Here is a 26066-nt window from a genome sequence, read left to right as displayed (position 1 = left end):
GTAGAGCACTGGATAGGCGATGGGCCCTACCGGGTTACTGACCTTAGCCAAACTCCGAATGCCGGTAAGTGAGAGCGCGGCAGTGAGACTGTGGGGGATAAGCTCCATGGTCGAGAGGGAAACAGCCCAGAGCATCGACTAAGGCCCCTAAGCGTGTGCTAAGTGGGAAAGGATGTGGAGTCGCAGAGACAACCAGGAGGTTGGCTTAGAAGCAGCCATCCTTGAAAGAGTGCGTAATAGCTCACTGGTCAAGTGATTCCGCGCCGATAATGTAGCGGGGCTCAAGTACACCGCCGAAGTCGTGTCACTCATACAATAGCCTTAACGGGTGTGTGGGTGGGTAGGGGAGCGTCGTGTGCCGGGTGAAGCAGCCGTGGAAGCGAGTTGTGGACGGTTCACGAGTGAGAATGCAGGCATGAGTAGCGATACATGCGTGGGAAACGTGTGCGCCGATTGACTAAGGGTTCCTGGGTCAAGCTGATCTGCCCAGGGTAAGTCGGGACCTAAGGCGAGGCCGACAGGCGTAGTCGATGGAGAACCGGTTGATATTCCGGTACCCGCTATGCAGCGTCAGACATCGAATCAGGTGATGCTAAGTCCGTGAAGCCTCCTGGTCTCTTCGGAGTCCGGGTGTGGTGGAGCCGACGGTCCGAGCTTGTAGTAGGTGAGTGATGGGGTGACGCAGTGAGGTAGTCCAGCCCGGGCGATGGTTGTCCCGGGGTAAGGGTGTAGCCCGAGGAGTAGGGAAATCCGTTCCTCGTTACAGGGGTGAGACCTGATGCCGAGCCGTTTGTGGTGAAGTGGATGATCCTGTGCTGTCGAGAAAAGCCTCTAGCGAGTTGTGTGGCGGCCCGTACCCTAAACCGACTCAGGTGGTCTGGTAGAGAATACCGAGGCGTTCGGGTGAACTATGGTTAAGGAACTCGGCAAAATGCCCCCGTAACTTCGGGAGAAGGGGGGCCATGTCTGGTGAGGGCACGTGCTGTCTGAGCTGGGTGTGGCCGCAGAGACCAGCGAGAAGCGACTGTTTACTAAAAACACAGGTCCGTGCGAAGCCGTAAGGCGAGGTATACGGACTGACGCCTGCCCGGTGCTGGAACGTTAAGGGGACCGGTTAGTCACATTTCGGTGTGGTGAAGCTGAGAACTTAAGCGCCAGTAAACGGCGGTGGTAACTATAACCATCCTAAGGTAGCGAAATTCCTTGTCGGGTAAGTTCCGACCTGCACGAATGGCGTAACGACTTCTTGACTGTCTCAACCATAGGCCCGGTGAAATTGCACTACGAGTAAAGATGCTCGTTTCGCGCAGCAGGACGGAAAGACCCCGGGACCTTTACTACAGCTTGATATTGGTGTTCGGTTCGGCTTGTGTAGGATAGGTGGGAGACTGTGATACGGACACGCCAGTGTTCGTGGAGTCGTTGTTGAAATACCACTCTGGTCGTGCTGGATGTCTAACCTGGGTCCGTGATCCGGATCGGGGACAGTGTCTGGTGGGTAGTTTAACTGGGGCGGTTGCCTCCTAAAGAGTAACGGAGGCGCCCAAAGGTTCCCTCAGCCTGGTTGGTCATCAGGTGGTGAGTGTAAGTGCACAAGGGAGCTTGACTGTGAGACTGACGGGTCGAGCAGGGACGAAAGTCGGGACTAGTGATCCGGCGGTGGCTTGTGGAAGCGCCGTCGCTCAACGGATAAAAGGTACCCCGGGGATAACAGGCTGATCTTCCCCAAGAGTCCATATCGACGGGATGGTTTGGCACCTCGATGTCGGCTCGTCGCATCCTGGGGCTGGAGTCGGTCCCAAGGGTTGGGCTGTTCGCCCATTAAAGCGGTACGCGAGCTGGGTTTAGAACGTCGTGAGACAGTTCGGTCCCTATCCGCTGCGCGCGTAGGAGTCTTGAGAAGGGCTGTCCCTAGTACGAGAGGACCGGGACGGACGGACCTCTGGTGTGCCAGTTGTTCTGCCAAGGGCATGGCTGGTTGGCTACGTTCGGGAAGGATAACCGCTGAAAGCATCTAAGCGGGAAGCCTGCTTCGAGATGAGGACTCCCACCCCCTTTGAGGGGTTAAGGCTCCCTGGAGATGACGGGGTTGATAGGCCGGATCTGGAAGCACGGTAACGTGTGGAGGTGACCGGTACTAATAGGCCGAGGGCTTGTCCATAGAGGCTCGCGTCCACTGTGTCGGTTCTGAGACAACAACCGTGCAAGCACCATCCCCGTGTTGTCGGGTGGGTGTTGTGCTGCTGGTTGTGTGTTTCACCGTGTTTCGGTGGTCATAGCGTGAGGGAAACGCCCGGTTACATTCCGAACCCGGAAGCTAAGCCTTTCAGCGCCGATGGTACTGCATGCGGGAGCGTGTGGGAGAGTAGGACGCCGCCGAACTCATTGTGGGGAAAGCCCCGTCGGAGACATCCGACGGGGCTTTCTCACGTTCAGGGCCGATTCGCTTTCGCTTTCCGGGCCTCGGTGTCCCGTCGGCCGGCGAACTGACGAGGACTCGGGACGACCGAATGGTGATCAGACGACGGATTCGAAGATCCTTCAACGACTCGGTGGCGATACCCGCGAGCACCCGGGAAATCGCCTGCCGGCGGGCGGCCAGCACGCCCTCACCCGTGTCCCCGTCCTGGAATCGGGCCACGTGGGGCGCGGGCCAGGAGTCGTAGAGGACCGAGTTGACCAAGGCGAACCGGGACACCTCGAGTAGGTTGCGGGCAAGAAGGTGCTGGGCGACGGCGCCGCCGATGTCGTGTCCCGCCAGGGCGATGGGGCCGGAGAGGTCTTCGGCACCGCCCCACTGGACGGGCCGCCCCGCTACAGCTTCGGGATCTGCGCCGAGAGCCCCGGCCCACTGCCGACCACCGCCGGCTATGCGATGGTCGTCGACGCCGGGCTGGAGGCCCTGGAGCAAGCGGACACCGTGATCGTTCCCGGCTGGCAGCCGCCCGGCACGCCCGCGCCGCCAGCAGTCACCGCGGCATTGCGGGCTGCCCACCGCCGCGGGGCGCGGATCGTCGCCATCTGCACGGGAGCCTTCGTCCTCGCTCAGGCCGGACTGCTCGACGGCCGTGGCGCCACTACCCACTGGCGCCACACCACCCAACTCGCCGCCGCCTTCCCCCAGGTGCGCCTCGAGCAGGACGTGCTCTTCGTGGACCACGGCGACGTGGCCACCAGCGCGGGAACCGGCGCAGGCATCGACCTGTGCCTGCACCTGGTCCGCTCCGACCACGGCGCTGCATACGCCGCCCGGATCGCCAGAAACATGGTCCTGCCGCCGCACCGCGAGGGCAGCCAACTCCAGTACGCCGTACAGCCCGCACCGGCCAAGGCGGACGAGTCATTGGCACCCTTGCTGGAGTGGGCCACCTCCCGGCTCGACACCCGACTGACCCTCGACCGGCTCGCCGAACGCGCCGGGCTCTCCAGCCGGACCCTCGCCCGGCGCTTCACCGAGCAACTCGGCACCAGCCCAGGGCAGTGGCTGCTCGACCAACGTATCGACGCGGCACGCGTCCTGTTGGAACGGACCGACCTGACGGTCGAAGCCGTCACCACCCGCGTCGGACTCACCTCGGCAGTCAACCTGCGCCGCCGCTTCCGGGCGCATCTCGGCACCACCCCCGGCGCCTACCGACGCACCTTCAGCCAGATCTGAGGGCGGGGCCGGGCGTCGGGTCCGCTGGTGTGGCGGACCACCCGACCACCGTGCCCCTGCGAGGAATCGACCGGAGCCGACAGGGTCTTGCCCACTGTTCACAGCCGTCCCGCCGCTTTGAGCGAGAGGTAGGCGTCGGTCAGTGTGGAGGCGAGACGGGACGGGGGCTCGTCCACGACAGTCGCGCCGTGCCGGCGCAGACGCTCTGCCGTCTCCTGCCGTTCCGCCAGTGACTGTGCTGCTGCCGCCGCGCCGTACACCGCGTCGAGAGTGCCCCGTCCGCCCGCCATCTCCTCGATGCGGGGATCGGATACCGAGGCGACAAGAACGGTGTGCCGTCGGGTGAGGAGCGGCAGAACCGGCAGCAGACCCTCGTCGACCGGCGCTCGGTCGAGTCCGGTCAGGAGGACCAGGAGCGACCCGCTGGGTGTCGCCCGCAGGGCTCTTGCCGCCAGAGTCCGCAGGTCGGATTCCGTGAGAGCGGGCTCGAGCGGAGCCATGGCCGCTACGAGCGCGGGCAGAGTGTCGGTACCGGCGCGACCCGTGACGCTCGTCCTGGTGACACGGTCATGGGCGAGCAGGTCGACGCGGTCGCCGGCGCGGACGGCCGAGGCGGCGAGGAGCAGTGCTGCGTCCATGGCCACGTCGAGGCGGGGTACGTCACCGACGCGGCCTGCCGAGGTACGGCCCGTGTCGAGGACGAGCAGGATCCGCCGGTCCCGCTCGGGCCGCCAGGTGCGGACGGCCACATCCGCACGGCGGGCTGTGGCACGCCAGTCGATGGAACGGGTGTCGTCTCCGGCCGCGTAGTCCCGCAGGCTGTCGAACTCGGTTCCCTCGCCGCTGGTCAGGATGCTGGTGCGGCCGTCGAGTTCGCGGAGCCGGGCCAGTTTGCCCGGCAGGAGTCTCCGACTGGGGAAGGCGGGAAGGACTCGGACGGTCCAGGGGACCTCGTGATGCCCTTGGCGGGCGGCCAGCCCCAGGGGGCCGTGCGAACGGATCGTGACGCGTACGGCTTCGCGGTCCCCGCGGCGGGTGGGCTGGAGCCGGGTGGTGACCCGGCGCCGCTCTCCCGGGGGTACGCGGAGCGGATGGCGGCTGGCGCGGTCGGAGATGTCCTGCGGCCAGCTGCTGGGCGGCCAGGCGTCGCGGAGCTGCGCGTGCAGGGTGCGGCTATTGGGATTCGTGACGACGAGAGTGACGAGCGCTTGTTCGCCAAGTCGAACTGAGGTGTCACCGCTTCGGGTGAACAGGAGCTGACTCACTGGCGCGGCGAGGAACAGGTCGGCCACGATGGCAATCAGCAGGGGAAGTTCGACGGCGAGGATCCCGGTCCAACCGGGCAGCAGGAAGCCCACGATGAGCGTGGCCAGGGCGGTTGCGAGGGCCGTTCTGCCGGTGAGGGCCATGGTGGGAACCGGAATTCTCAGCGGGGAACTGGGGTGTGGGTGAGAACGGAGTGCAGCACGTTGTCAGAGGTGACGCCTTCCATCTCGGCCTCGGGCCGTAGCCGGACGCGGTGTCGGAGCGCTGGCGGGGCGAATGCCTTGACGTCGTCCGGCGTGACGTAGTCCCGGCCGGTGAGCCAGGCCCAGGCGCGGGCGGCGGAGAGCAGAGCGGTAGCGCCTCGGGGGGAGACCCCGAGGGAGAGCGAGGGGGAATCGCGGGTGGCACGGCAGATATCGACGACGTAGCCGGTGACGTCGGAGGACACGGTGGTCCGGGCGACGGCTGCGCGCGCGGCTTCGATCTCGGTGGGGCCCGCGACGGGGCGTACGCCCATGGCGGTCAGGTCCCGGGGGTCGAAGCCCTCGGCGTGCCGGGTGAGTACATCGAGTTCGGTCTCCCGCGAGGGGAGCGGGATGTGCAGTTTGAGCAGGAAGCGGTCGAGCTGTGCTTCGGGCAGGGGATAGGTCCCCTCGTACTCGACGGGGTTCTGGGTGGCGGCGACCAGGAAGGGATCGGGAAGCGGGTGGGGTCGGCCGTCGACAGAGACCTGGTGTTCCTCCATGGCCTCCAGCAGGGATGCCTGCGTCTTGGGCGGAGTGCGGTTGATTTCATCGGCGAGCAGGAGATTGGTGAACACCGGGCCCGGCTGGAAGGAGAACGTGGCCGCGCGCGAGTCGTAGATCAGTGAACCGGTGACATCGCCGGGCATCAGGTCCGGGGTGAACTGCACCCGCTTGGTGTCGAGTTCGAGTGCGGTGGCCAGTGTGCGCACGAGGAGTGTCTTGGCGACGCCCGGCACGCCCTCGAGCAGTACGTGTCCTCGGCACAGCAGGGCGATGACGAGTCCGGTGACTGCGGCGTCCTGTCCTACGACAACCTTGGAGATTTCCTCACGGAGGGCTTCGAGGGCGCTGCGGGCGTTGTCTGCGGAGGGAGTGCTCACGGGGTGATGTCCTTGTCTGCCCTGCGACGGTGCTGCTGGGAGCCGGCGGGGGCGAAGAGTTCCTCAAGGCGGTCGAGTTCGTCCGCGAGGTGGAGCAGCGCGGTGTCGTTCGCAGGAGAGGAGCCGAAGAGGAGGGAGCGGATCCTGGCCTCGTCGTATGCCGGTTCACCCGGTTCGGATGATGCTCGGTGGACTACGCGTGCGGCCAGGGCAGGGGCGAGAATCTCGCGGTCGTGGGCCTGCGCGCGAGGCACTCCGGCCAGGAGGGCCAGCCGGCCGCGGCAGGCGGTGCGGAGCGCGTCAGCCGCGTGACCGCGGTCATTGGCTTTGCGGTAGAGGCGGGACCTTCCCTCTGTCGTCTCGGCCGCGGGCACGGCGACGGGGAGCCGTTCGGTGACGAGCGGGCCCAGCCGCCGGGCCCTCCACAGAGCGGCGAGAAGGGCCGCGAGGGCGAGCTGTACGGCCGCCCAGGACCAGCCGCCGGGCAGCAGGTCGAAGAAGCTGCGCTCCCCGTCGTCGGAGGGAACCCTCTCGCTGTCGGAGGGGAGGTACCAGAGGAGTTGTGGATGCGGTCCGAGGAGTTGGAGGGCCAGGGAGGCGTTGCCGTGCTGGTCGAGGTGCTCGTTGCGGAGAGGGTCGGCCGTACCCAGGAGGACGGTGTCACCGCGGGAAGGCGCGTGGAGGCGCAGCAGGGTGGCGCGGCCGCTCCGCGGATAGCACTTCTCGGCAGGTCCGGTGGTGCTGTAGCGGTGTCCGCCGAGATCCGCACCGCCGGCACGGCGGGCCGCAGCCAGGTCGCAGTCCGGAGGTGTCGGGGCGGTGGGCAGGGCGGCGAAGGTGCGGATGCCGGGGGTGAGAGCGGAGGTTGTTCTCGTATCCGGCGCCAGCAGGACGGTGCGCCCGGAGTCCTCGGCTGCCTTGCGGACGGCGGTGCGCTGGCGCTCGGTGAGGGAGTTGGGGAAGGGAACCAGAAGGGTGGTGTCGGGGCCGGTCTGTCGGTGCAGGGCGGAGGAGTCGGTGAGGACCGTGGTGTGCACGCCCCGGTCGGTCAGGAGTCGGGCGAGGGCCTTGCTGCCGTCGGGCGAGGCCGAGCCGGGATCCAGCGGGGCGGTGTGCTCGGTCGAGCGGAGCGCGGCGAGGGTCACCCCGGCGACGGCGAGGAGCGCGGCGGCCAGGAGGAGCCCGCGTGCCCGCTGCCATATGTGAGGTGCGAGGGGCGAGGTGGAGGTGGGTGCCGTGGGTGTCACACGGCCCACCCGTGGGATGCCGGTGCTGAGGAGGTATGGCTCGCGAGCGGGGCGGGGGTGGTGCGGAGGAGGAGGTTGTCCAGGTCGCGGAGGAGGGCGTAGTCGGTGGGGTCGGCCGGTCGGTCGGCGTAGCTGACCTCGTCGAAGGTGCGGGCAGCGGCGCGCAGTGGTTCGGCGAGCCCGGGGAGGACGGTGGCGGCCTCGGTGGTGGCTTCGTCGGCTGTGCGGCCCGGTCGGGGGTCGAGCAGTGCGCGCTCCTCCAGGGAGCGGACCAGCGCGCGCATCCGCTCCTGGACAGCCGCGGTCCAGCGCTGGGCCTGTGCGTGGGCTTCGGCGGCGGCGCGGTGGTCGGCCGCACTGCGGAGCCGGTCGGGGAAGAGCGTCGCGGAGCCCGTGGTGCGCCTTGTGCGGAGGGCGCCCAGACGGAGACGGAGAGCGACGAGGAGCAGGGCGAGGACGAGGGCCAGGACCGTGAGGCCCACCGATCCGCCCGGGGCGGCTTCCGCGGCGGTGCGGAGCAGGTCGCCGAGGCGGTCCCACAGCCAGTCGACGGCGCGATGCGGCAGGGAGGGGTCGTGTTGGTGGTATTCGGGCCGGGACAGCTCCCGCTCGGCGTCCTCGCGGGCCGGCAGCCGGGGGGTGGTGAGAGGACCGTTGCTCTCGTCGGCGGTGGCCGACCGGTGGGAAGCGGCGGCGCAGCAGCGGGAGAGCGCGGAGATGTGTCCCCCCGGCACGGTGTCAGCCTCCCGCGGCGGGGGGCTCGGTGTCCTGGCGCTCGAAGCCGGGGACGCCTGCCGCGCGGGCCAGTTCGAGGTCGAGAGCCTCGCGGCGGATGCGTTGGTCGAGGTAGAGGAGGGCGGTGATGCCTGCGCTGAGGGGGAGGGCCACGGTCGAGGCCAGGACGGAGCCGATGCCGTTGATGACGAGGGAGGTCCAGGTCGTCGCGGCCGCGGGGTCGGTGAGGGTGTCGCCGCCGCTGACGAGTGCGGAGACGGCGGTGGCCGGCAGTGAGACCACGAAGGAGATGGCGGTGATCAGGACCAGAGTGAGCAGTTGGATGCCGAGGATGCGCCACCAGCTTCCCGTCACCAGCTTGGCCGAGCGCCGCATGGCGGCGGTCAGCCCCTGCTTCTCCAGCATCAGCGCGGGCGGCGCGAGGCAGAACCGGACCCAGACCCAGGCTGCGGCGGCGATTCCCCCGAGCAGTCCGAAGAACAGCAGGATGAGCGCCGGTCCGATCGGACCGGCGAGCGCGACGAGGACCCCGGGGAGCAGACAGCCGAAGAGGACGAGGCAGACCAGGAGGGGAAGGAGGAGGAGCAGGCCGAGCAGGCGGGGGAGCTGGGGACGTGCGTCTCGCCATGCCTCACCAAGGGTGACCTGGCGGCCGAGGACCGCTCGGCTGACGACCACGGTGAGCATCGCGGTGGCGACCACGGTGCCGAGCATGCCGACGACCCAGGTCACGCTCAGTGTGCTGAGCGTGTCGGTGAGGGCGTTGTTCAGCTCCTCGAGGCTGGGCTCCTCGTTCTTGGTCAGGGACTCGAACGCGGTGGAGTCGCCGAGCCAGAGCCGCATGGTGAGGACCGAGACGAGTTCGGTGAGGACGGCGACGACGAGGGCGATGCCGAGCGCGGTGCGCCAGTGGGTGCGCATGGCGCTGACGGAGCCGTCCAGGATCTCGCCGATGCCCAGAGGGCGGAGCGGGACGACGCCGGGCTTCGCGGCCTGCGGCGGGTGTGCCCAGGCGGTGGGTGGGCCGTTGTGGTTCCAGCCCGGGCCGGGGGGACCGGTTCCGGGGCCCGCTGTCCGCCCTCGGGGGCCTCCTTGATGCTGCCGTGGGATCTGACCCCGGCTGCTGCGCCGGCCTCGGCTGTCGTCCCGGTCGCCCCAGTTCCACCCCTGTGGGGCGGCAGGTGGCTGGTCGGCGGCCCAGGTGCGGGGGCGGTCGTCCACCTCGGGCCGCTCGGGCCGCGACGCCTCAGGTGTGGCGCGCTCCGCGTCGTCGCCCGTAGGGCCCCCGGCGCGCTGTCCGGGCGTGCCGGAGGGGCGGGGGTCGGGCGAAGCGGATCCGGGTGAAGCCCGGTCCGGGGAGTCGTTCACGTGAGGTCACCTCGTGCAATCCCGGGCCTGGTGGGCTGCCCATCGTGCCACGGGGTGGCGCGGGTGCGGCCAGTCGGGAGCCTGCACGCCCTTCAGGGGCCTCGCGTCGAGCGGGCAGACTGGGCGGATGGCTGATGAGTGTGTGCCCGTGATTCGTTACGAGGAGTCACCGGAGGGGCCCGCGGTGATCCTTCTCGACCAGACTCGGCTGCCGGTTACGGAGGCGGAACTGGTGTGCCCGGACGTGCCCGCGCTGGTGGCCGCCATCCGGTCGCTGGTGGTGCGGGGCGCGCCGGTTCTGGGCGTTGCCGGTGGCTACGGGGTCGCCTTGGCCGCGGCGCGGGGTTCCGATGTGGCGGAGGCGGCGGAGCAGTTGGCGCATGCGCGGCCGACGGCGGTGAATCTCGCGTACGGGGCGCGGCGGGTGGAGGCCGCCTATCGGGAGGCTGCCGGTGGCGGTGCGGCGCACGCGGCGGACCGGGCGCTGGCCGCGGCGCGGGCCCTGCACCGGGAGGACGCCGAGGCGAGCGGGCGGATGGCCGGGCACGGGAGGAAGCTGCTGGCGGGTCTGGTGCCCGGTGGCGGGCTGCGAATCCTGACGCACTGCAACACCGGGAGGCTGGTTTCCGGCGGTGAGGGCACGGCACTGGCCGTGGTGAAGGCCGTGCACCGGGCCGGTGAGCTGCGGCGGCTGTGGGTGGGGGAGACGCGTCCACTGCTGCAGGGATCGAGGCTGACGGCGTACGAGGCGGCCGAGGCGGGGATGGCCTACAGCGTGCTGGCGGACGGCGCGGCCGGGTCGCTGTTCGCGGCCGGTGAGGTGGATGCGGTGCTCGTGGGCGCCGACCGGATCGCGGCGGACGGCTCGGTGGCGAACAAGGTCGGCACGTATCCGTTGGCGGTACTCGCGCGTCATCATGGGGTGCCGTTCGTGGTGGTGGCTCCGGTGACCACGATCGATCCGCAGACGGAGACGGGCGGTGGTATCGATGTGGAGCAGCGGGCGGCCCACGAGGTGACGGTGGGGCCCGGGCCGGGGCCGGCAGCTGCTGGAGGGGGCCCGGCGCTGGCTCCGGTGGGGGCGCACGCCTACAATCCGGCGTTCGATGTGACGCCGTCCGCCCTGGTCACGGCAGTGGTCACGGATGAGGGGACTGCCTCTCCCGTGACGGCCGCCAGCATCGCGGAACTGTGTTCCACATCACGAAATCGAGCGTCACGATCGGCTAATGGGATGATGAAGGCATGAAGGGACGCGTCCTTGTCGTCGATGACGACACCGCACTGGCAGAAATGCTCGGCATTGTGCTGCGCGGAGAAGGTTTCGAACCGTCGTTTGTCGCGGACGGTGACAAGGCGCTTGCCGCCTTTCGGGAGACCAAGCCGGATCTGGTGCTGCTCGACCTGATGCTGCCGGGGAGGGACGGGATCGAGGTGTGCCGTCTGATCCGGGCGGAATCCGGGGTACCGGTGGTCATGCTCACGGCGAAGAGCGACACGGTCGATGTGGTGGTCGGGCTGGAATCGGGCGCCGACGACTACATCGTCAAGCCGTTCAAGCCCAAGGAGCTGGTGGCGCGGATCAGGGCGCGGTTGCGGCGCTCCGAGGAGCCCGCACCGGAGCAGCTGGCCATCGGCGACCTGGTGATCGACGTGGCCGGGCACTCGGTCAAGCGGGAGGGCCGGTCCATAGCCCTGACCCCGCTCGAGTTCGATCTTCTGGTGGCGCTGGCGCGGAAGCCGTGGCAGGTCTTCACCCGCGAGGTGCTGCTGGAACAGGTGTGGGGCTACCGGCACGCGGCGGACACCAGGCTGGTCAATGTGCACGTGCAGCGGCTGCGCTCGAAGGTCGAGAAGGACCCGGAGCGGCCGGAGATCGTCGTGACCGTGCGGGGTGTGGGCTACAAGGCCGGGCCGGGCTGAGATGGCCCGGAACACCGCACCGAACCGCACCGGTGGAGGGCGGGGAACGGGCCGCGAGTCCGACGTGTCCAAAATCGGACGCCTGTGGAGAAGCGGGGCCCTCTTCTCCGACGGTCTGCTCCCCGAGGGGGCGACCGGTCCCGGCGCGCGCCCCATGGTGCGGTTCTTCGTGCGGTGGGTGCGGAGGCCGCTGCTGCCCGTGATGCGGTTGTGGCGGCGGAACATCCAGCTCCGGGTGGTCGTGGCCACACTGCTGCTTTCGCTGGGAGTCGTGCTGCTCCTGGGGCTCGTCGTCATCGGGCAGGTCCGCAACGGTTTGCTGGAGGCCAAGGAGCAGACCGCGCAGAGCCAGGCTTCCGGCGGGTTCGCCGCCGCCGAGCGGATGGCCGACAGCGCCGGCAGCGGTCCCAGCGGTGAGGACAGCATTCGGGGCAGCAGGGGCGCGCAGAACTCCGGCACCTGGTTGACCAACCTGGTCGAACAGCTCGCCAGCAGCGGTCAAGGCGTCTATTCGGTGGTGGCGCTCGGGTCCGAGAACAGCGAGTCGCCTTTCCTCGGCAACAGCAGCATCACCACGCGCGGTCCGCGCGCGGGCGGTGACATCCGCCCCGAGAGCATCCCCGAGGATCTGCGCAAGGCCCTCGACGAAGAGCCGGGCCCGCACCGCCGGTACGCCCGCGTCTACCAGCAGGACTTCACCCGCGAACCGGCGCTGATCGTCGGCAAGCGTCTCAACGACGCGCGCGGCAATCCCTTCCAGCTCTACTACGTCTTTCCCTTCACCCAGGAGGAGGAGTCGCTGAGCCTGGTCAAGGGCACTCTGGCGACGGCCGGGGTGTTCGTCGTGGTGCTGCTGGGGGCGATCGCGTGGCTGGTCGTGCGGCAGGTGGTGACGCCTGTGCGCATGGCGGCCGGGATCTCCGAGCGGCTGGCGGCCGGACGGCTCCAGGAGCGGATGAAGGTCACCGGCGAGGACGACATCGCCCGGCTGGGGGAGTCGTTCAACAAGATGGCGCAGAACCTTCAGCTCAAGATTCAGCAGTTGGAGGAGCTGTCCCGGATGCAGCGCCGCTTCGTCTCGGACGTTTCACACGAGCTGCGGACGCCCTTGACGACGGTGCGGATGGCGGCCGATGTGATCCACGAGGCGCGTGAGGACTTCGATCCGGTGACCGCCCGCTCGGCGGAGCTGCTGCTCGGGCAGCTCGACCGGTTCGAATCGCTGCTGGCGGATCTGCTGGAGATCAGCCGGTTCGACGCGGGCGCCGCCAACCTCGAGCCGAGCGCCGTCGACCTGCGGGACGTGGTCCACCGGGTGGTGGAGGGCAGCGAGCCGCTCGCCGAGCGCAAGGGCAGCAGGATCCTCGTGAGGGGTGACGAGCAGCCCGTGGTCGCCGAGATGGACGGCCGCAGGATCGAACGGGTGCTGCGCAACCTGGTCGACAACGCGGTGGAGCACGGGGAGGGTCGCGACGTGGTGGTGCGGCTCGCGAGCGGGGGCGGTGCCGTGGCGGTGGCCGTGCGCGACTACGGCGTCGGTCTCAAGGAAGGCGAGGCCGAGCGGGTCTTCAACCGCTTCTGGCGCGCCGACCCGGCCCGGGCCCGCACCACTGGTGGTACCGGACTGGGGCTGTCGATCGCGCTGGAGGACGCCCGGCTGCACGGTGGGTGGCTGCGCGCCTGGGGCGCGCCGGGCGACGGATCGCAGTTCCTGCTCGTCCTGCCCTGCACGGCCGGGGAGCCGTTGCGCGGCTCTCCGCTGCGGTTGGAGCCCGAGGACTCGCGCAGGAAGCGGGAGCGGGCCAGGGAGCGGGAGCGGCAGGCGGTGGCGGCGGGCACCGCGCCGGCGTCGGCCACCGGCGCCACCGGCGGGACGCGGAACGACGAGCAGGCAGGGCACTCCGGAGAGGAGCGGGGATGAGAGCGGCCGACGAGCGTACGCGGCGGGGCGGAAGCGCCGCGCGGCGGCGCCGCGCCCTGATCGTGCTCGCCTCGTGCGGGGCGCTGCTGGCGGGGTGTGCGTCGATGCCGGACGGGGGCAAGGTCAAGCACGTCAGCTCCTCGCACCGCAGCGGAATGGACTCCCAGGTGCGGGTCTACAGCGTCAGTCCGCAGAAGGGCGAGGCGCCGACCCAGATAGTCCGGGGCTTTCTGGAGGCGACGACCAGCGACGAGGCCACATTCCGCACCGCGCGCGAGTACATGACCCCCGCCATGGCCCGTAGGTGGAAGCCGTTCGCGTCGACGACGGTGCTCTCGGACGCCCCGGGCGCGGTGAAGGCGCCGCCGGAGAGCACGGCTGTCAAGGGCGGCTATTCGGTGGAGGTCTCGGGCGACCGGATGGCCGAGGTGGACGGCAAGCACGCCTACTCGCCCTCCGGGGGCAAGTACAGCGAGGTCTTCCGGCTGACCAAGGTGAAAGGGGAGTGGCGCATCGACGAGATGCCGGACGGCCTCGTGCTCGGCGAGTCCGACTTCCAGCGCATCTACCGCCCCATCAACACCTACTACTACGCGCAGCTCGGGCCGGACGCGGATTCGATCACTGACGGTCAGAATGTGCTCGTCGCCGATCCGGTCTATCTTCGGCGACGTATCGACCCGGTCACCGAGACGGTCTCCGCGCTGCTGCAGGGTCCGTCCGGCTGGCTCGACCCCGTGGTCGACTCCTCGTTCCCGCGCGGCAGCCGCCTGGCGCGCGGACAGCACCTCTCGCTCGACGACTCGGGCGTGCTGCGGCTGCGGCTCAATGCCCGCGCCGCCGAGGCCGGCGGCAAGCGATGCGCGCGGATGGCGGCGCAAGTGCTGTACTCCGTGCAGGACCAGGCGTCGGCGAAGGTCGGCAAGGTGGAACTGGCCGGTCCCGAGGACCGGCAGCTCTGCTCCCGGACCCGGGAGCAGGTAGCCGCCTACCAGCCGGGCCGCCTCAACGGCAGTGCGAAGCGGGCGTACTTCATCGACGGGAAGCACCGCGTCGCGTCCATCAAGAACAAGAGCACGTCGGCGCGCCCGGTCGAAGGCCCGCTGGGCAGCGGGCAGGTGGAGATGGGCGCGGTCGCGGTCAACCGGATCGAGAGCGAGGGCGCTGCCGTCTCGCGCGGCCGGCGCGCCCTCTACGTCGCCTCCCTGGAGGGGAGCAGTGCCACCACCGCGCTCGGCGATCCGGTGCTCACCAGCGCGGCGAAGCAGGAGAAGGACCGGCTGACGGCGCCGAGCTGGGACGGACTGGGCGACCTGTGGGTCGCCGATCGTGACCCGGACGCTCCCCGGCTGCTGCGGCTGCGCAGCGGCAAGGAGCAGCCCGACGAGGTGCGGGTGCCGGACCTGGGCGAGGACGAGCGCATCGAGTCGCTGCGGGTGGCCTCCGACGGGGTGCGGATCCTGCTGCGGGTGCGGGACGGCGAGGGCCATGCCTCGTTGCAGCTCGGCCGGGTGGTACGCGGGGGGACGGCGAAGAACTCCCGGGTGACGGTCGAGCAACTGCGTCCGGTCGCGCCACAACTGGTGGACGTCTCGGCGGCCTCGTGGGCGGGCGGCAGCCGGCTCGTGGTGGTGGGGCGCGAGTCGGGGAGCGTGCAGCAGCTGCAGTACATGGAGACCGACGGTTCGGTCTCCGATCAGCCGACGCTCCCGGGGATCACCGATGTGACAGGGGTCGCCGCCTCCGAGGACGAGAGCAAGCCGCTGCTCGCCGATTCCGAGGAGGGCATCGTGCGGCTGCCCCCCGACGCGAACTGGCGGATGCTCACGGAGAACGGTTCCGCCCCCGCCTACCCGGGCTGAGTCCCCCGGCGGGCCGGGCAGCCGCTCGGACCCCGGATCCGGCGGGTCCGGGCGGCTCCCGAGCCCCGGTGTTGCGGCGCGTGGGCGCTGCTGCCCGGGGTCGGGCCGCGCGAGCGTTCCAGGGGTTTTCCACAGGGGTGGTGGCGCCGGATCCCCGGTGCCAGAGTGGGGACATGTCGAGGACCTGGCCGGGACTTCGGCGGGAATTCGCAGGTCTGGTGCTGCCCGTGGAATGTGCCGGATGCGGTCGCCCGCGTGCGCGGGACCGCTTGTGCGAAGAGTGCAGCAGCGTGCTGAATGGCGCGGTGCCGCGGCGGGTTCGTCCCTCGCGCGTACCGTCCGGATTGCCGCAGGTGTATGGAGCCCTCACCTACACCGACGAGGCCCGAGCCGCGCTGCTCGCTCACAAGGAACGCGGTGCCCTGGGGCTGGCCGCGCCACTGGGAGCGGTGCTCGCACGTGCCGTCGAACGCGCCTCGCGTGCGGCGGGCACCTCTGCGCCGGCGGTGCCCCTCCAGGGCGGGGCGTCCGCCCGGGCGGGCTGCTGGTCGGCCCGGCGTCCGGCGTCGACGCTGCTCGTTCCGGTGCCCTCCATGCGCCGGGCTGTCGCGCGGCGGGGGCACGACCCGGTGCGGCGCATGGCGCGGGAGGCGGCGGCGGTACTCAGAGGGGCGGGCATGGCCGCACAGGTGCTGCCGGTGCTGTGCCTGCGCCGGAGGGTGGCCGACCAGGCAGGACTGAGCGCAGCGGAGCGGGCCGCGAATCTTGCCGGAGCTTTGGAGATGGTGCAGGGCGGCGTGCGGCTGCTGGGTCGGGGCCGGGTCGTGCTGGTGGACGATGTGATGACGACGGGTGCGACGCTCGCGGAGGCGTCGCGGGCGTTGGGAGGGGTGGCCTCGGCCGCGGTGCTCGCGGTGCGCTCGGTCGAGTGATCAAGAAGAACGGAAAGTTGCCTCGCGTGACGCGATGGAACTATCAGATCGCGGACGTCGTTGCAGGTGGTACGAGGGTTCACCCCCCTGATCGGAGGTACGTGCCGGTAGGGGGTGCCGAGCCTCCCCCAGTGGAGGTACGTTCGGATTGAGTGGTGATCTCTCCTCCGGGGGAGAAGGAGGTGAAACTCGCAAGCCGACTCGAGCCGGAGAGCCCAACGGCGGGAGGGCCGAGCCTCCGGCGTCAGTGCACCAAGGACGGTCGCACGTGAATGTGGGACCGTCCGGGAACGGAGTTCTGCGTGGACATCGTCGTCAAGGGTCGCAAGACAGAGGTGCCCGACCGGTTCCGCAAGCACGTGGCCGAAAAGCTGGAGAAGGTTCAGAAACTCGACGGCAAGGTGATCAACCTTGAGGTCGAGGTGGCCAAGGAGCACAATCCCCGGCAGGCCGACCGTTCCGACAGGGTTGAGATCACCCTGCGTACGCGTGGACCGGTCATTCGTGCGGAGGCAGCAGCCTCCGACCCGTACGCGGCGCTCGACCTGGCCTCCAGCAAGCTGGAAGCCCGGCTGCGCAAGCAGGCCGACAAGCGTCGCGTCCACCGCGGCGGGAGCCGCGCACCGATGAGTGTGGCGGCGGCGACCGCCCACCTCGCGTCGGAACTCAACGGAGAACTGGACGCCGCCGCCGGATCGGTGGCCGTGGCCTCGGAGGCCGACGGCCAGCCCGTGGTCACCAAGATGGGACCGCTGGAGGTCCGCGGCGAAGGACCGCTCATCGTCCGCGAGAAGACGCACGCGGCAGCGCCCATGACGCTGGACCAGGCGCTCTATGAGATGGAGTTGGTGGGTCACGACTTCTATCTGTTCGTCGACTCCGAGACCAAGCAGCCCAGTGTCGTCTACCGTCGGCACGGCTATGACTACGGCGTGATTCATCTGGAGCCGGACCCGTTCGTACAGGAGCCGCCGCCCGGAGCGGGCGGAGCGTTGGGCGGCTGACACCGCCCGGCGCCGGTCAGGTGCGGTCCACCGGCGAGCAGCCGGGCACGGTCCGGCACCCGCCCTGCGCACCACCGGCTTGATGTTCGCGCCCCCGGCCGGATCTCGGGACCCGGCCGGGGGCGTCGGCATGAGTAACATCAAGGCCCGGGCCAACCTCCGTTGGCCGTAGCGGGGTTGGTGGGAGATCAGGGTGCAGGGGGAGGAACGATGGTGGACAGCTTCGGGCCCGTGATGCCCGTGCCCGACGCACACCCGGGCCCGGCGGCGGGAGAGGAGCCCTACGAGCGGGAACGGCGCAAGGAACCGATCCGGGTGCTGGTCGTCGATGATCATGCGCTGTTCCGGCGCGGGTTGGAGATCGTGCTGGCGCAGGAGGAGGACATTCAGGTCGTCGGAGAGGCCGGGGACGGGGCCGAGGCGGTGGACAAGGCGGCGGATCTGCTGCCCGACATCGTGCTGATGGACGTGCGGATGCCGAAGCGGGGCGGCATCGAGGCGTGCACCTCCATCAAAGAGGTCGCACCGAGCGCCAAGATCATCATGCTGACGATCAGTGACGAGGAGGCCGACCTCTACGACGCCATCAAGGCGGGCGCGACCGGATACCTGCTCAAGGAGATCTCCACGGACGAGGTCTCCACGGCGATCCGGGCCGTGGCCGACGGCCAGTCCCAGATCAGTCCCTCGATGGCGGCGAAGCTCCTCACCGAGTTCAAGTCCATGATCCAGCGCACCGACGAGAGCAAACTGGTGCCCGCGCCCAAGCTCACCGACCGGGAGCTGGAGGTGCTCAAGCTGGTGGCCACCGGGATGAACAACCGGGACATCGCCAAAGAGCTGTTCATCAGCGAGAACACCGTCAAGAACCACGTCCGCAACATCCTGGAGAAACTTCAGCTCCACTCCCGGATGGAAGCCGTGGTCTACGCGATGCGGGAGAAGATCCTCGAAATCCGCTGACGCGCGGGCAGCGGCCCACAGAGCGGTCGGAAATCCACCATGAGCGGGCGGCGGCCCGCGCCGCCCGCGGATGGCGAGCCCCCGAGGGCGGGTGGCTCACCCGCCCAGCGCGTCGAGGGCGCTGCGGAGCCGCGGCCGCAGTTCCTCGGGGGAGCAGCGCTCCACCCGCACCGCGTCGCAGCCCACCCACGCGGCGGCCTCGCACAGCGCCTGCGCCATCGGCTCCACGGCCTTCCCGCTCTCCAGGGAGAGCTGGCGGGCGACCAGCGTGCTGCCCTCCCGGGCCGGGTCCACGCGGCCGACCAGCTTGCCGCCCGCCAGCAGGGGCATCGCGAAGTAGCCGTGCACCCGCTTCGGCTTCGGGACGTAGGCCTCCAGCCGGTGCTGGAAGCCGAAGACCCGTTCCGTGCGGGGGCGGTCCCAGACCAGCGAGTCGAACGGGGAGAGCAGCGTCGTGCGGTGCCGACCGCGCGGCGCGGACTCCAGGGCCGCCGGGTCGGCCCAGCCGGGCTTGGGCCAGCCCTGCACCCGGACCGGCACCAGCCCGGTGTCCGGCAGCACCGACTCCACCTGTTCGGCCTTGAGACGGTGGTAGTCGGCCAGATCGGCCCGGGTGGCGACGCCCAGTGCCGAGCCCGCCTGGGCGACGAGCCGCCGCAGGCATGCGTGGTCGTCCAGGTCATCGTGGAACAGGCCGCCGGGGACAGCGCGCTCCGCGAGGTCGTAGACGCGCTTCCAGCCGCGCCGCTCGGCGACCACGACCTCCCCGATGTCCAGCAGCCACTCGACCGCGATCTTGCTCTCGGACCAGTCCCACCACTCGCCGCCGTTCCGGCCGCCGCCCAGGTCCGCCGTGGTCAGCGGGCCCTCCGCCCGGAGCCGGTCGCGGACGGCGGCGCACGAGCCCTCCCGGTCCTTCATCCGGTGCCAGCGGCGGCCGCGGTCGCGGAAGGCGCGGCGGCGGAAGGCGAAGTGCGGCCACTCCTCGATCGGCAGCACGCACGCGGCGTGCGACCAGTACTCGAAGCTGTGTGCTCCGGACCAGTAGGCGGACTCCACGGCCTGTCGTCCCACAGCGCCCAGCCGGGCGTAGGGCACCAGCTCGTGCGAACGGGCCAGGACCGAGATCGTGTCCAGCTGGACCGCGCCCAGGTGCCGCAGCACCCCGCGCGCTCCTGCCTGCCGGTCGGGGGCTCCCAGCAGTCCCTGTGCACGCAGCGCGATGCGCCGGGCCTCGGCGGCGGAGAGGGAGGCCTGCGGCGCGTGGGCGCCGGCGGCCGGGACAGCGGTGGCGGGCAGACCGGTCGTCATGCGGCCCACCCTAGGCGGGGCCACTGACACTCCCCGCGCCGTTCCGCCGGCCCCGAGCGCTGCCGAGCGGCCACCCAGCGCCTCCGGCGTCTGCCTGCCTTCCGCGGTGCCCGCTCCCGGCCGTGACCGCGCTCACCTCCCGGGGCGCCCGCCCGCGCTGCTGATCCGCCTCCCGCGGCTGCCCCTGTCTCCTGGGCGGCGCCTGCCGGAACAGGCTGTGCGCGGGAGCTGTGCGGGCCGTTCAGCGGAGCTGTCAGCGGGGCGGCGAGGGGAGGTAGGGGGTCGGCTGCGGGTGTCCCAGGTCCGAGGGGAGCAGGGCGGCGACGCGGGCGTCGCGGCGGGTTCCCCTGTGCACGATGCGTGCCCGTGCGACGCCCTCCTCCGCGAAGCCGAGCCGTTGCGCCACGGCGCGTGATCCGGTGTTCTCCACGTGGGCCAGCCACTCCAGGCGCTCCACCCCCAGCGCGGTGAACGCCCAGTCCACGACGGCACGCGAGGCCTCCGCCGTGTAGCCCTTGCGCCGGTGGCCACGCGCTGTCCAGAAGCCCAGTTCGGCCTGGCGCTCGGCGGTGTGCAGGGAGAGCCGGACCAGTCCCATGGAGCCCACCAGTTCGCCGCCGGCGTCGCCGTCGTCCGCCGCGCGGCCCTCTTCCGCTCCGCCGTCACCACCCCCGCCCGCGCCGTCCGGGCCACTGCGGGTGAAGACGCCGAAGTTGTACATCGTGTCCTCCCGCCAGCCGTTCGCGCTCACACCCCGGACGAACTCCTCGGCGTCCTTGAGCGTGTACGGCTCGGGTACCGGGACGAAGCGCTGGATGTCCGGGTCGTCGCAGGCGGCGGCGAGGGCCGCCTCGTCCCACTCCTCGAAGGGACGCAGCAGCAGCCGCTCGGTGCGCAGTGTGATCGGTTCCATAGGCCGATTGTGCCGCCGGGGCCCCCGGCACCTTCGGGGGCTCCGGCACGTTGGGGGTACAGGGGCAGTCGTCCCTCGCATACGATGGCCGGTGCGGTACAGGCCCTCGGCAAGGAGAGGACCTCGGTGATCCGCACCGATATCCGCACTGACCGTGCAGACCGTGCCAGGCCCGACCGGCAAGGAGCCACCTTAAGTGTCCGTCTTCGGCAAGCTCATGCGTGCAGGTGAAGGGAAGATCCTGCGCAAGCTGGACCGCGTCGCGCGGCAGGTGAATTCCATCGAAGAGGACTTCGTCGACCTGTCCGACGCCGAGCTGCGCGCGCTCACGGACGAGTACAAGGAGCGGTACGCCGAGGGCGAGAGTCTGGACGACCTGATGCCGGAGGCGTTCGCGACCGTCCGTGAGGCGGCCAAGCGCGTGCTGGGCGAGCGGCACTACGACGTCCAGCTGATGGGCGGCGCCGCGCTGCACCTCGGCTACGTGGCCGAGATGAAGACCGGTGAGGGCAAGACGCTGGTCGGCACGCTGCCCGCGTATCTGAACGGCCTGTCGGGCGACGGCGTCCACATCGTCACGGTCAACGACTACCTGGCGCAGCGCGACTCCGAGTGGATGGGCCGGGTGCACCGCTTCCTCGGCCTCGAGGTCGGCTGCATCGTCGCCAACATGTCCCCCGCGGAGCGCCGCGAGCAGTACGCCTGCGACATCACCTACGGGACGAACAACGAGTTCGGGTTCGACTACCTGCGCGACAACATGGCGTGGTCGAAGGACGAACTGGTGCAGCGGGGCCACAACTTCGCCATCGTCGACGAGGTCGACTCGATCCTGGTCGACGAGGCCCGTACGCCGCTGATCATCTCCGGCCCCGCCGATCAGGCCACGAAGTGGTACAGCGATTTCGCGAAGCTGGTCAAGCGGCTGGAGAAGGGCGAGCCCGGCGATCCGCGCACCCAGAAGCCGGAGACCGGCGACTATGAGGTCGACGAGAAGAAGCGGACGGTCGGCATCCACGAGTCCGGCGTCGCCAAGGTCGAGGACTGGCTGGGCATCGACAACCTCTACGAGTCGGTCAACACCCCGCTGGTCGGGTACCTCAACAACGCGATCAAGGCCAAGGAGCTCTACAAGAACGACAAGGACTACGTCGTCATGGACGGCGAAGTCATGATCGTCGACGAGCACACCGGCCGCATCCTCGCCGGACGCCGGTACAACGAGGGCATGCACCAGGCGATCGAGGCCAAGGAGGGGGTGGAGATCAAGGACGAGAACCAGACGCTCGCCACGATCACCCTCCAGAACTTCTTCCGCCTCTACAACACCCTTTCGGGTATGACCGGCACGGCCATGACCGAGGCCGCCGAGTTCCACCAGATCTACAAGCTCGGCGTGGTCCCCATCCCGACCAACCGCCCGCTGGCCCGGGTGGACCAGGCCGACCTGATCTACCGCACCGAGGTCGCCAAGTTCGACGCGGTCGTCGACGACATCGCGGACAAGCACGAGTTGGGGCAGCCGATCCTGGTCGGCACCACCTCGGTCGAGAAGTCGGAGTACCTCTCCAAGCAGCTCACCAAGCGCGGTGTCACGCACCAGGTGCTCAACGCGAAGAACCACGAGCGGGAGGCGCTGATCGTCGCGGAGGCGGGCCGCAAGGGCGCTGTCACCGTCGCCACCAACATGGCCGGCCGCGGGACCGACATCAAGCTCGGCGGCAACGCCGAGGGCATGGCGGAGAACGAGCTGCGCGACCGCGGACTGGACCCGAACGAGCACCCGGAGGAGTGGGCGGCGGCCCTGCCCACCGCGCTGGACAAGGCCGAGAAGTCGGTCAAGGCGGCCGTGGACGAGGTCAAGGAGCTGGGCGGCCTCTACGTGCTGGGCACCGAGCGCCACGAGTCGCGCCGGATCGACAACCAGCTGCGCGGTCGCTCCGGCCGGCAGGGCGACCCGGGGGAGTCCCGCTTCTACCTGTCGCTCGGCGACGATCTGATGCGGCTGTTCAAGGCGCAGATGGTGGAGCGCGTGATGGCCATGGCCAACGTGCCCGACGACGTCCCGATCGAGAACAAGATGGTCACCCGCGCCATCGCCTCGGCGCAGTCCCAGGTCGAGCAGCAGAACTTCGAGATCCGCAAGAACGTCCTCAAGTACGACGAGGTGCTCAACCGGCAGCGCGAGGTCATCTACGGCGAGCGCCGCCGGGTCCTGGAGGGCGAGGACCTGCACGAGCAGGTGCGGCACTTCATGGACGACACGATCGAGGCGTACGTCCAGGCCGAGACCGTCGAGGGCTTTGCCGAGGAGTGGGACCTGGACCGGCTGTGGAGCGCCTTCAAGCAGCTCTACCCGGTGCAGGTGAGCATCGAGGAGCTGGAGGAGGCCGCGGGCGATCGTGAGGGCCTGACCGCCGACTTCATCATCGAGGCGATCAAGGACGACATCCGCGAGCAGTACGACGCACGTGAGCAGGAGCTGGGCTCCGAGATCATGCGGGAGCTGGAGCGGCGTGTGGTGCTGTCGGTGCTCGACCGCAAGTGGCGCGAGCACCTGTACGAGATGGACTACCTCCAGGAAGGCATCGGCCTGCGTGCGATGGCCCAGAAGGACCCGCTGGTCGAGTACCAGCGGGAGGGCTACGACATGTTCCAGGCCATGATGGACGGCATCAAGGAGGAGTCCGTCGGCTACCTGTTCAACCTGGAGGTCCAGGTCGAGCAGCAGGTCGAGGAGGTGCCGGTCGAGGACGAGGCACCGGCGCCGTCCCTGGAGAAGGAGGGGGCGCGCGACGCCGTTCCGGCCGGTGCGGGCGCGGGGCCGGCCCCCGCGATCCACGCCAAGGGGCTGGACCAGCCGCAGCGCCCCGACCGTCTGCACTTCTCGGCGCCGACGGCCGAGGGCGGCGTGGTCGAGCGCGATCTGGACACCAGCGAGGCGGCGGACGAGAACGGCGGCGGTCCGGTCCGCTCGTCGGCCGACGGTCTCACCCGTGCCGAGCGTCGCAAGGCCCAGAAGGGGCGCAAGAAGCGGAAGTAGGGCGCTGCGCGGCCCGTCGGCGCAGACCGCCTTCCGGGGCGGCTGTCCGGGGCCGCTCGCGCACTCCTACGCGGCCTGAGGGGCCGGGCACCCGGTGCCCGGCCCCTCAGCCGTGTCGCCGGCCCCTCAGCCGTGTCGCCGGCCCCTCAGCCGGGTTTCCGGCTGCTCCGCCTCTGCCGGGGGCGGTGCTCGGCCTCCCGCCGTGCCCGGCCCGTGCCTCCGCTGAGCCTGGGCTTTCGCCGTGCCCGGCCCTCGGGAGCCGCCCCCGCGAGGCGGCGCGTTCAGCCGCCGGCGGTGACGTCGAGTTCCACGGCGGTGCAGCGCCAGCGGTTGTCCGGGCACCATTCCAGGCGGAACGCGATGGCGCGCTGTCGGGCGCCGGTGGCGACGCGGGCGAAGGCCTCGATGACACCGGCCCGCGGTTGGGTGCCGCGGGCCTCCAGCACTTCGGGTGCCGTGCGGTCCGTGCCGCGCGGGCGCAGCGGTGCCGAGGGTGCCAGGGCGGTCAGCCGGTCGTAGGCGGGCCCTCGGACGTGGGCCAGCAGGGTGTGGACGGGGCACTGGCCGCTCAGCACCAGCAGCAGCCGGTGGGCGAACCAGAACGGGGGCCGGCCCTGGCGGGCGCGGTGAGCCGCGGCCCGGAGCGCGGCGTCGGCGGGTCGGCGGCTGTCGCGCCGGGTCGGCGGCCGGGTGGGTGCGGGGCGTGGGCCGCGCCTGCGGGGCTGACGTCCGGATACCGGGTCGGAGACGGGCGTCGTCATGGGCTCCCTCGGGGTGTGTGCCGGGACCCGACGAGCGAATACCGGGCGGTAACTGGCTGGACGGCAACGGTTGTAGCGGCGGCACAGGGGGTGCCGCAATGCGCGGAGGCGGCCCGGTGCGGGGCTCCGGCAGATTCCCCTATCCGGTGGGGGCGGCTCGCGCGGGTTGACTCCGGGCCGTGTTCACCTGCGGGTTCGTTCGGCCGCCGCGCAGGGCGCCGGGTGAGGCGGGCCCGTATGCTGACGGGGCATCCGGTCCCGGCGATACACGAAAGCGGCAGCCCATGCGTGTCTATGTCCCTCTGACCCTGCCCGCACTGAGCGAGGCGCACGGCGCGGGTGAGCTGGGACCGGCGCCCGTCGAGGCGTACGCGGTCACCTCCGGGCTGCGCGCGTGGTGGGGCTCGGAGGACGCGGAGGAGTTGGAGTACGCGGCCCTGCGGCAGGCCGCCGGCGCTTCGCTGCGGCTGCTCGCCGACCAGTACGAGGCGGCGCGCCGCCGGGTCGTCGTCGCGCTGGAGGCCGCCGACGGGACCGTCGTCCCCGCCGAGGAGGACGCCGGCTCCCAGGCCGGCACGGAGGCGGACGCCGGGGCCGTCGGCCGGGTCCGGCTGACCGCCGCCGTCCCGCTGACCAAGGCGGCCGCCGTCCACCTCGACGCGGAGGACGCGGTCGAGGACGTGACCGGCGCGGTCGGTGCGCTGTCCGCGGCGCTCGCCGGGGACGAGCGGGCGGAGCAGGTGGTGGACCGGGCCGACGACCACGAACTGCTGTGGTTCGCCACCCAGGAGATTCCCGCGCTCGTCGGCTGAGGGACCGCCGGACGGCCGCTGACGGACCGCGGCCGTCCCGCTGACCGGTGCCCGTGTCGCAGCGGGCTGCCGCGGTGCGGGGCGGGAAATCGGTGTCGCGATGTCAGTGCTCTCTCCTACCGTCGGCTGCATGGTCCTGGGGCGAGAAGAGCAGTCCGCGCACATCGTGTGGGACTGGAACGGCACGCTGCTGCACGACATCCATACGGTCATCGAGGCGACGAACGCCGCGTTCGGCGAGCTCGGTATGGCGACCATCACACTGGAGCGGTACCGGGAGCTGTTCTGCGTACCGGTGCCGCGCTTCTACGAGCGGCTGCTCGGCAGAATGCCCACCGACGACGAGTGGCGGGTCATGGACGAGACCTTCCACCGGCACTACTGGGCCCTGGCCCCGCAGGCGGGGCTCGCCGAGGGAGCCGCCGAACTGCTGGCCGCCGGGCGTTCGGCGGGCCGCACCCAGTCGCTCTGCTCGCTGGCGCCGCACGACCGGCTGCTGCCGCTGCTGCGCACCTACGGCATCGAGGAGCACTTCCTGCGGGTGGACGGCTCGGTGGGGCCCTCCGGCGGCGGCAAGGCCGCGCAGATGGTGCGGCACCTCGCCGCGCTCGGCGGGGTGGAGCCTCGCCGCACGGTGGTGATCGGGGACGCCGTGGACGACGCTCTGGCGGCCGCGCAGGCGGGGGCCCGTGCGGTGCTGTTCACCGGCGGCTCGCACAGCCGCGCCAGCCTGGAGGAGGCGGGTGTGCCGGTGGTCGACACCCTGCACGAGGCCGTCCGGACGGCGGAGCTGCTGGCGGCGGAGCCGTGAGCGGATCCGTCCGGGGTGCGGGGCAGGCCGGGGCGCCGGCGGCCCGGCAGAGTGCGCGGCGGCCCGGCGCCGCAGCGGCCGCAGGATCACGGCGGGCCCGGGCGCTGCGGGCGCTACGGCCCCGGCGGCTCGAACAGGGGAACCGTCCGGGCCGCTCGTACCGTCTTCGGAAGCGTGCCCTCGGAACGCCGCTTTGCCAGAAGTTTTCCCGAACCCGGTCCAACTGGCCGGTTCGGAGAAGACGATCTCGGCGTTCTCCCTATTCGTACATATAAGGCCCATGACGTGCCGGCGTCCGGGGGCGATAGCCTTACCCACGTGATCAGCGCGATATCCACCGGAGGATCTGCGCCCGAGCGATCCTCCGTACAGCGCCCCCCGCGACAGCGCGGGCGGGGCGCCGCTGGTCG

At 70.4% G+C, this 26066-nt stretch carries 18 protein-coding genes, 2 rRNA genes and 1 pseudogene (1 of these 21 only partly in view); 13 read left to right on the top strand and 8 right to left on the bottom strand.

Going from position 1 to position 26066, the window contains the following annotated elements:
* From P2424_RS11640 to P2424_RS11630, 3 genes are all read left to right on the top strand, one after another.
* Window positions 1–2161, top strand: a 23S ribosomal RNA gene (locus P2424_RS11640); it begins 963 nt to the left of the window's first position.
* Between the two features lie 104 nt (window positions 2162–2265).
* Window positions 2266–2382 (top strand): 5S ribosomal RNA (rrf, locus tag P2424_RS11635).
* 340 nt (window positions 2383–2722) lie between these two features.
* Window positions 2723–3658: a helix-turn-helix domain-containing protein gene (locus P2424_RS11630; protein ID WP_276475682.1), complete on the top strand. Its 936-nt coding sequence runs from the start codon at window positions 2723–2725 to the stop codon at window positions 3656–3658.
* Between the two features lie 98 nt (window positions 3659–3756).
* On the opposite strand, the gene P2424_RS11625 is transcribed toward P2424_RS11630, so the two are convergent.
* From P2424_RS11625 to P2424_RS11605, 5 genes are read right to left on the bottom strand one after another with little or no spacing between them, the layout of a single operon-like run.
* Window positions 3757–5067 carry a DUF58 domain-containing protein gene (locus tag P2424_RS11625; protein WP_276475681.1) on the bottom strand — a complete coding sequence of 437 codons (1311 nt, stop codon included), beginning with the start codon at window positions 5065–5067 and terminating at the stop codon, window positions 3757–3759.
* Window positions 5068–5084: 17 nt separating this feature from the next.
* A complete protein-coding gene (locus P2424_RS11620; RefSeq protein ID WP_276475680.1) occupies window positions 5085–6050 on the bottom strand; it encodes a MoxR family ATPase in 966 nt (321 codons plus the stop codon).
* Window positions 6047–7297, bottom strand: coding sequence for a DUF4350 domain-containing protein (locus tag P2424_RS11615; protein WP_276475679.1), 1251 nt, complete (start codon window positions 7295–7297; stop codon window positions 6047–6049). The genes P2424_RS11620 and P2424_RS11615 overlap by 4 nt, the downstream gene beginning before the upstream one ends.
* Entirely contained in the window at window positions 7294–8031 is a 738-nt protein-coding gene (locus P2424_RS11610; RefSeq protein WP_276475678.1) for a DUF4129 domain-containing protein, read from the bottom strand. Before P2424_RS11610 ends, P2424_RS11615 begins: the two co-directional genes overlap by 4 nt.
* A gap of 4 nt (window positions 8032–8035) precedes the next feature.
* The gene (locus P2424_RS11605; protein ID WP_276475677.1) at window positions 8036–9400 is read right to left on the bottom strand and encodes a glycerophosphoryl diester phosphodiesterase membrane domain-containing protein; all 1365 of its coding nucleotides are present in this window, start codon (window positions 9398–9400) and stop codon (window positions 8036–8038) included.
* 127 nt (window positions 9401–9527) lie between these two features.
* On the opposite strand from P2424_RS11605, the gene mtnA reads away from it, so the two are divergent.
* The 7 genes and pseudogenes from mtnA to P2424_RS11570 form a co-directional block, all read left to right on the top strand.
* The gene (gene mtnA / locus P2424_RS11600) at window positions 9528–10649 is read left to right on the top strand and encodes an S-methyl-5-thioribose-1-phosphate isomerase (RefSeq protein ID WP_276475676.1); all 1122 of its coding nucleotides are present in this window, start codon (window positions 9528–9530) and stop codon (window positions 10647–10649) included.
* On the top strand, window positions 10646–11323 hold the full coding sequence (gene mtrA / locus P2424_RS11595; protein ID WP_019354225.1) for a two-component system response regulator MtrA: 678 nt from the start codon (window positions 10646–10648) through the stop codon (window positions 11321–11323). Before mtnA ends, mtrA begins: the two co-directional genes overlap by 4 nt.
* A 1-nt stretch (window position 11324) precedes the next feature.
* A complete protein-coding gene (mtrB, locus tag P2424_RS11590; protein WP_276475675.1) occupies window positions 11325–13244 on the top strand; it encodes an MtrAB system histidine kinase MtrB in 1920 nt (639 codons plus the stop codon).
* Window positions 13241–15106: an LpqB family beta-propeller domain-containing protein gene (locus P2424_RS11585; RefSeq protein ID WP_276475674.1), complete on the top strand. Its 1866-nt coding sequence runs from the start codon at window positions 13241–13243 to the stop codon at window positions 15104–15106. Before mtrB ends, P2424_RS11585 begins: the two co-directional genes overlap by 4 nt.
* A gap of 173 nt (window positions 15107–15279) precedes the next feature.
* Window positions 15280–16038 (top strand): ComF family protein, encoded by a 759-nt coding sequence (locus P2424_RS11580; protein WP_276475673.1) that lies wholly within the window; start codon window positions 15280–15282, stop codon window positions 16036–16038.
* Between the two features lie 302 nt (window positions 16039–16340).
* On the top strand, window positions 16341–17042 hold the full coding sequence (gene raiA, locus P2424_RS11575; RefSeq protein WP_019354229.1) for a ribosome-associated translation inhibitor RaiA: 702 nt from the start codon (window positions 16341–16343) through the stop codon (window positions 17040–17042).
* A 303-nt stretch (window positions 17043–17345) separates the two neighbouring features.
* A pseudogene (locus tag P2424_RS11570) lies at window positions 17346–18005 on the top strand (response regulator transcription factor); the annotation flags it as partial.
* Window positions 18006–18101: 96 nt separating this feature from the next.
* On the opposite strand, the gene P2424_RS11565 reads toward P2424_RS11570, so the two are convergent.
* Together P2424_RS11565 and P2424_RS11560 are read right to left on the bottom strand one after the other, a co-directional pair.
* Window positions 18102–19316, bottom strand: coding sequence for a crosslink repair DNA glycosylase YcaQ family protein (locus P2424_RS11565; protein WP_276475671.1), 1215 nt, complete (start codon window positions 19314–19316; stop codon window positions 18102–18104).
* Window positions 19317–19569: 253 nt separating this feature from the next.
* A complete protein-coding gene (locus tag P2424_RS11560) occupies window positions 19570–20229 on the bottom strand; it encodes a GNAT family protein (RefSeq protein WP_276475670.1) in 660 nt (219 codons plus the stop codon).
* 196 nt (window positions 20230–20425) lie between these two features.
* On the opposite strand from P2424_RS11560, the gene secA reads away from it, so the two are divergent.
* The gene (gene secA / locus P2424_RS11555; RefSeq protein ID WP_276475669.1) at window positions 20426–23272 is read left to right on the top strand and encodes a preprotein translocase subunit SecA; all 2847 of its coding nucleotides are present in this window, start codon (window positions 20426–20428) and stop codon (window positions 23270–23272) included.
* Window positions 23273–23553: 281 nt separating this feature from the next.
* Here the strand turns inward: secA and P2424_RS11550 are convergent, their stop codons facing one another.
* Window positions 23554–24033: an Rv3235 family protein gene (locus P2424_RS11550; protein WP_276475668.1), complete on the bottom strand. Its 480-nt coding sequence runs from the start codon at window positions 24031–24033 to the stop codon at window positions 23554–23556.
* Between the two features lie 284 nt (window positions 24034–24317).
* Between P2424_RS11550 and P2424_RS11545 the strand changes: the two genes are divergently transcribed.
* Together P2424_RS11545 and P2424_RS11540 are read left to right on the top strand one after the other, a co-directional pair.
* Window positions 24318–24845: a hypothetical protein gene (locus P2424_RS11545; protein ID WP_276475667.1), complete on the top strand. Its 528-nt coding sequence runs from the start codon at window positions 24318–24320 to the stop codon at window positions 24843–24845.
* Window positions 24846–24975: 130 nt separating this feature from the next.
* Window positions 24976–25656 carry an HAD family hydrolase gene (locus P2424_RS11540; RefSeq protein WP_276475666.1) on the top strand — a complete coding sequence of 227 codons (681 nt, stop codon included), beginning with the start codon at window positions 24976–24978 and terminating at the stop codon, window positions 25654–25656.
* Window positions 25657–26066 lie beyond the last annotated feature (410 nt).

The organism is Streptomyces sp. WMMB303, assembly GCF_029351045.1.
Taxonomy (GTDB): domain Bacteria; phylum Actinomycetota; class Actinomycetes; order Streptomycetales; family Streptomycetaceae; genus Streptomyces.
The sequence above is the reverse complement of the archived record's forward strand: the minus strand, read 5'-3'. Positions and strand labels throughout refer to the sequence as shown.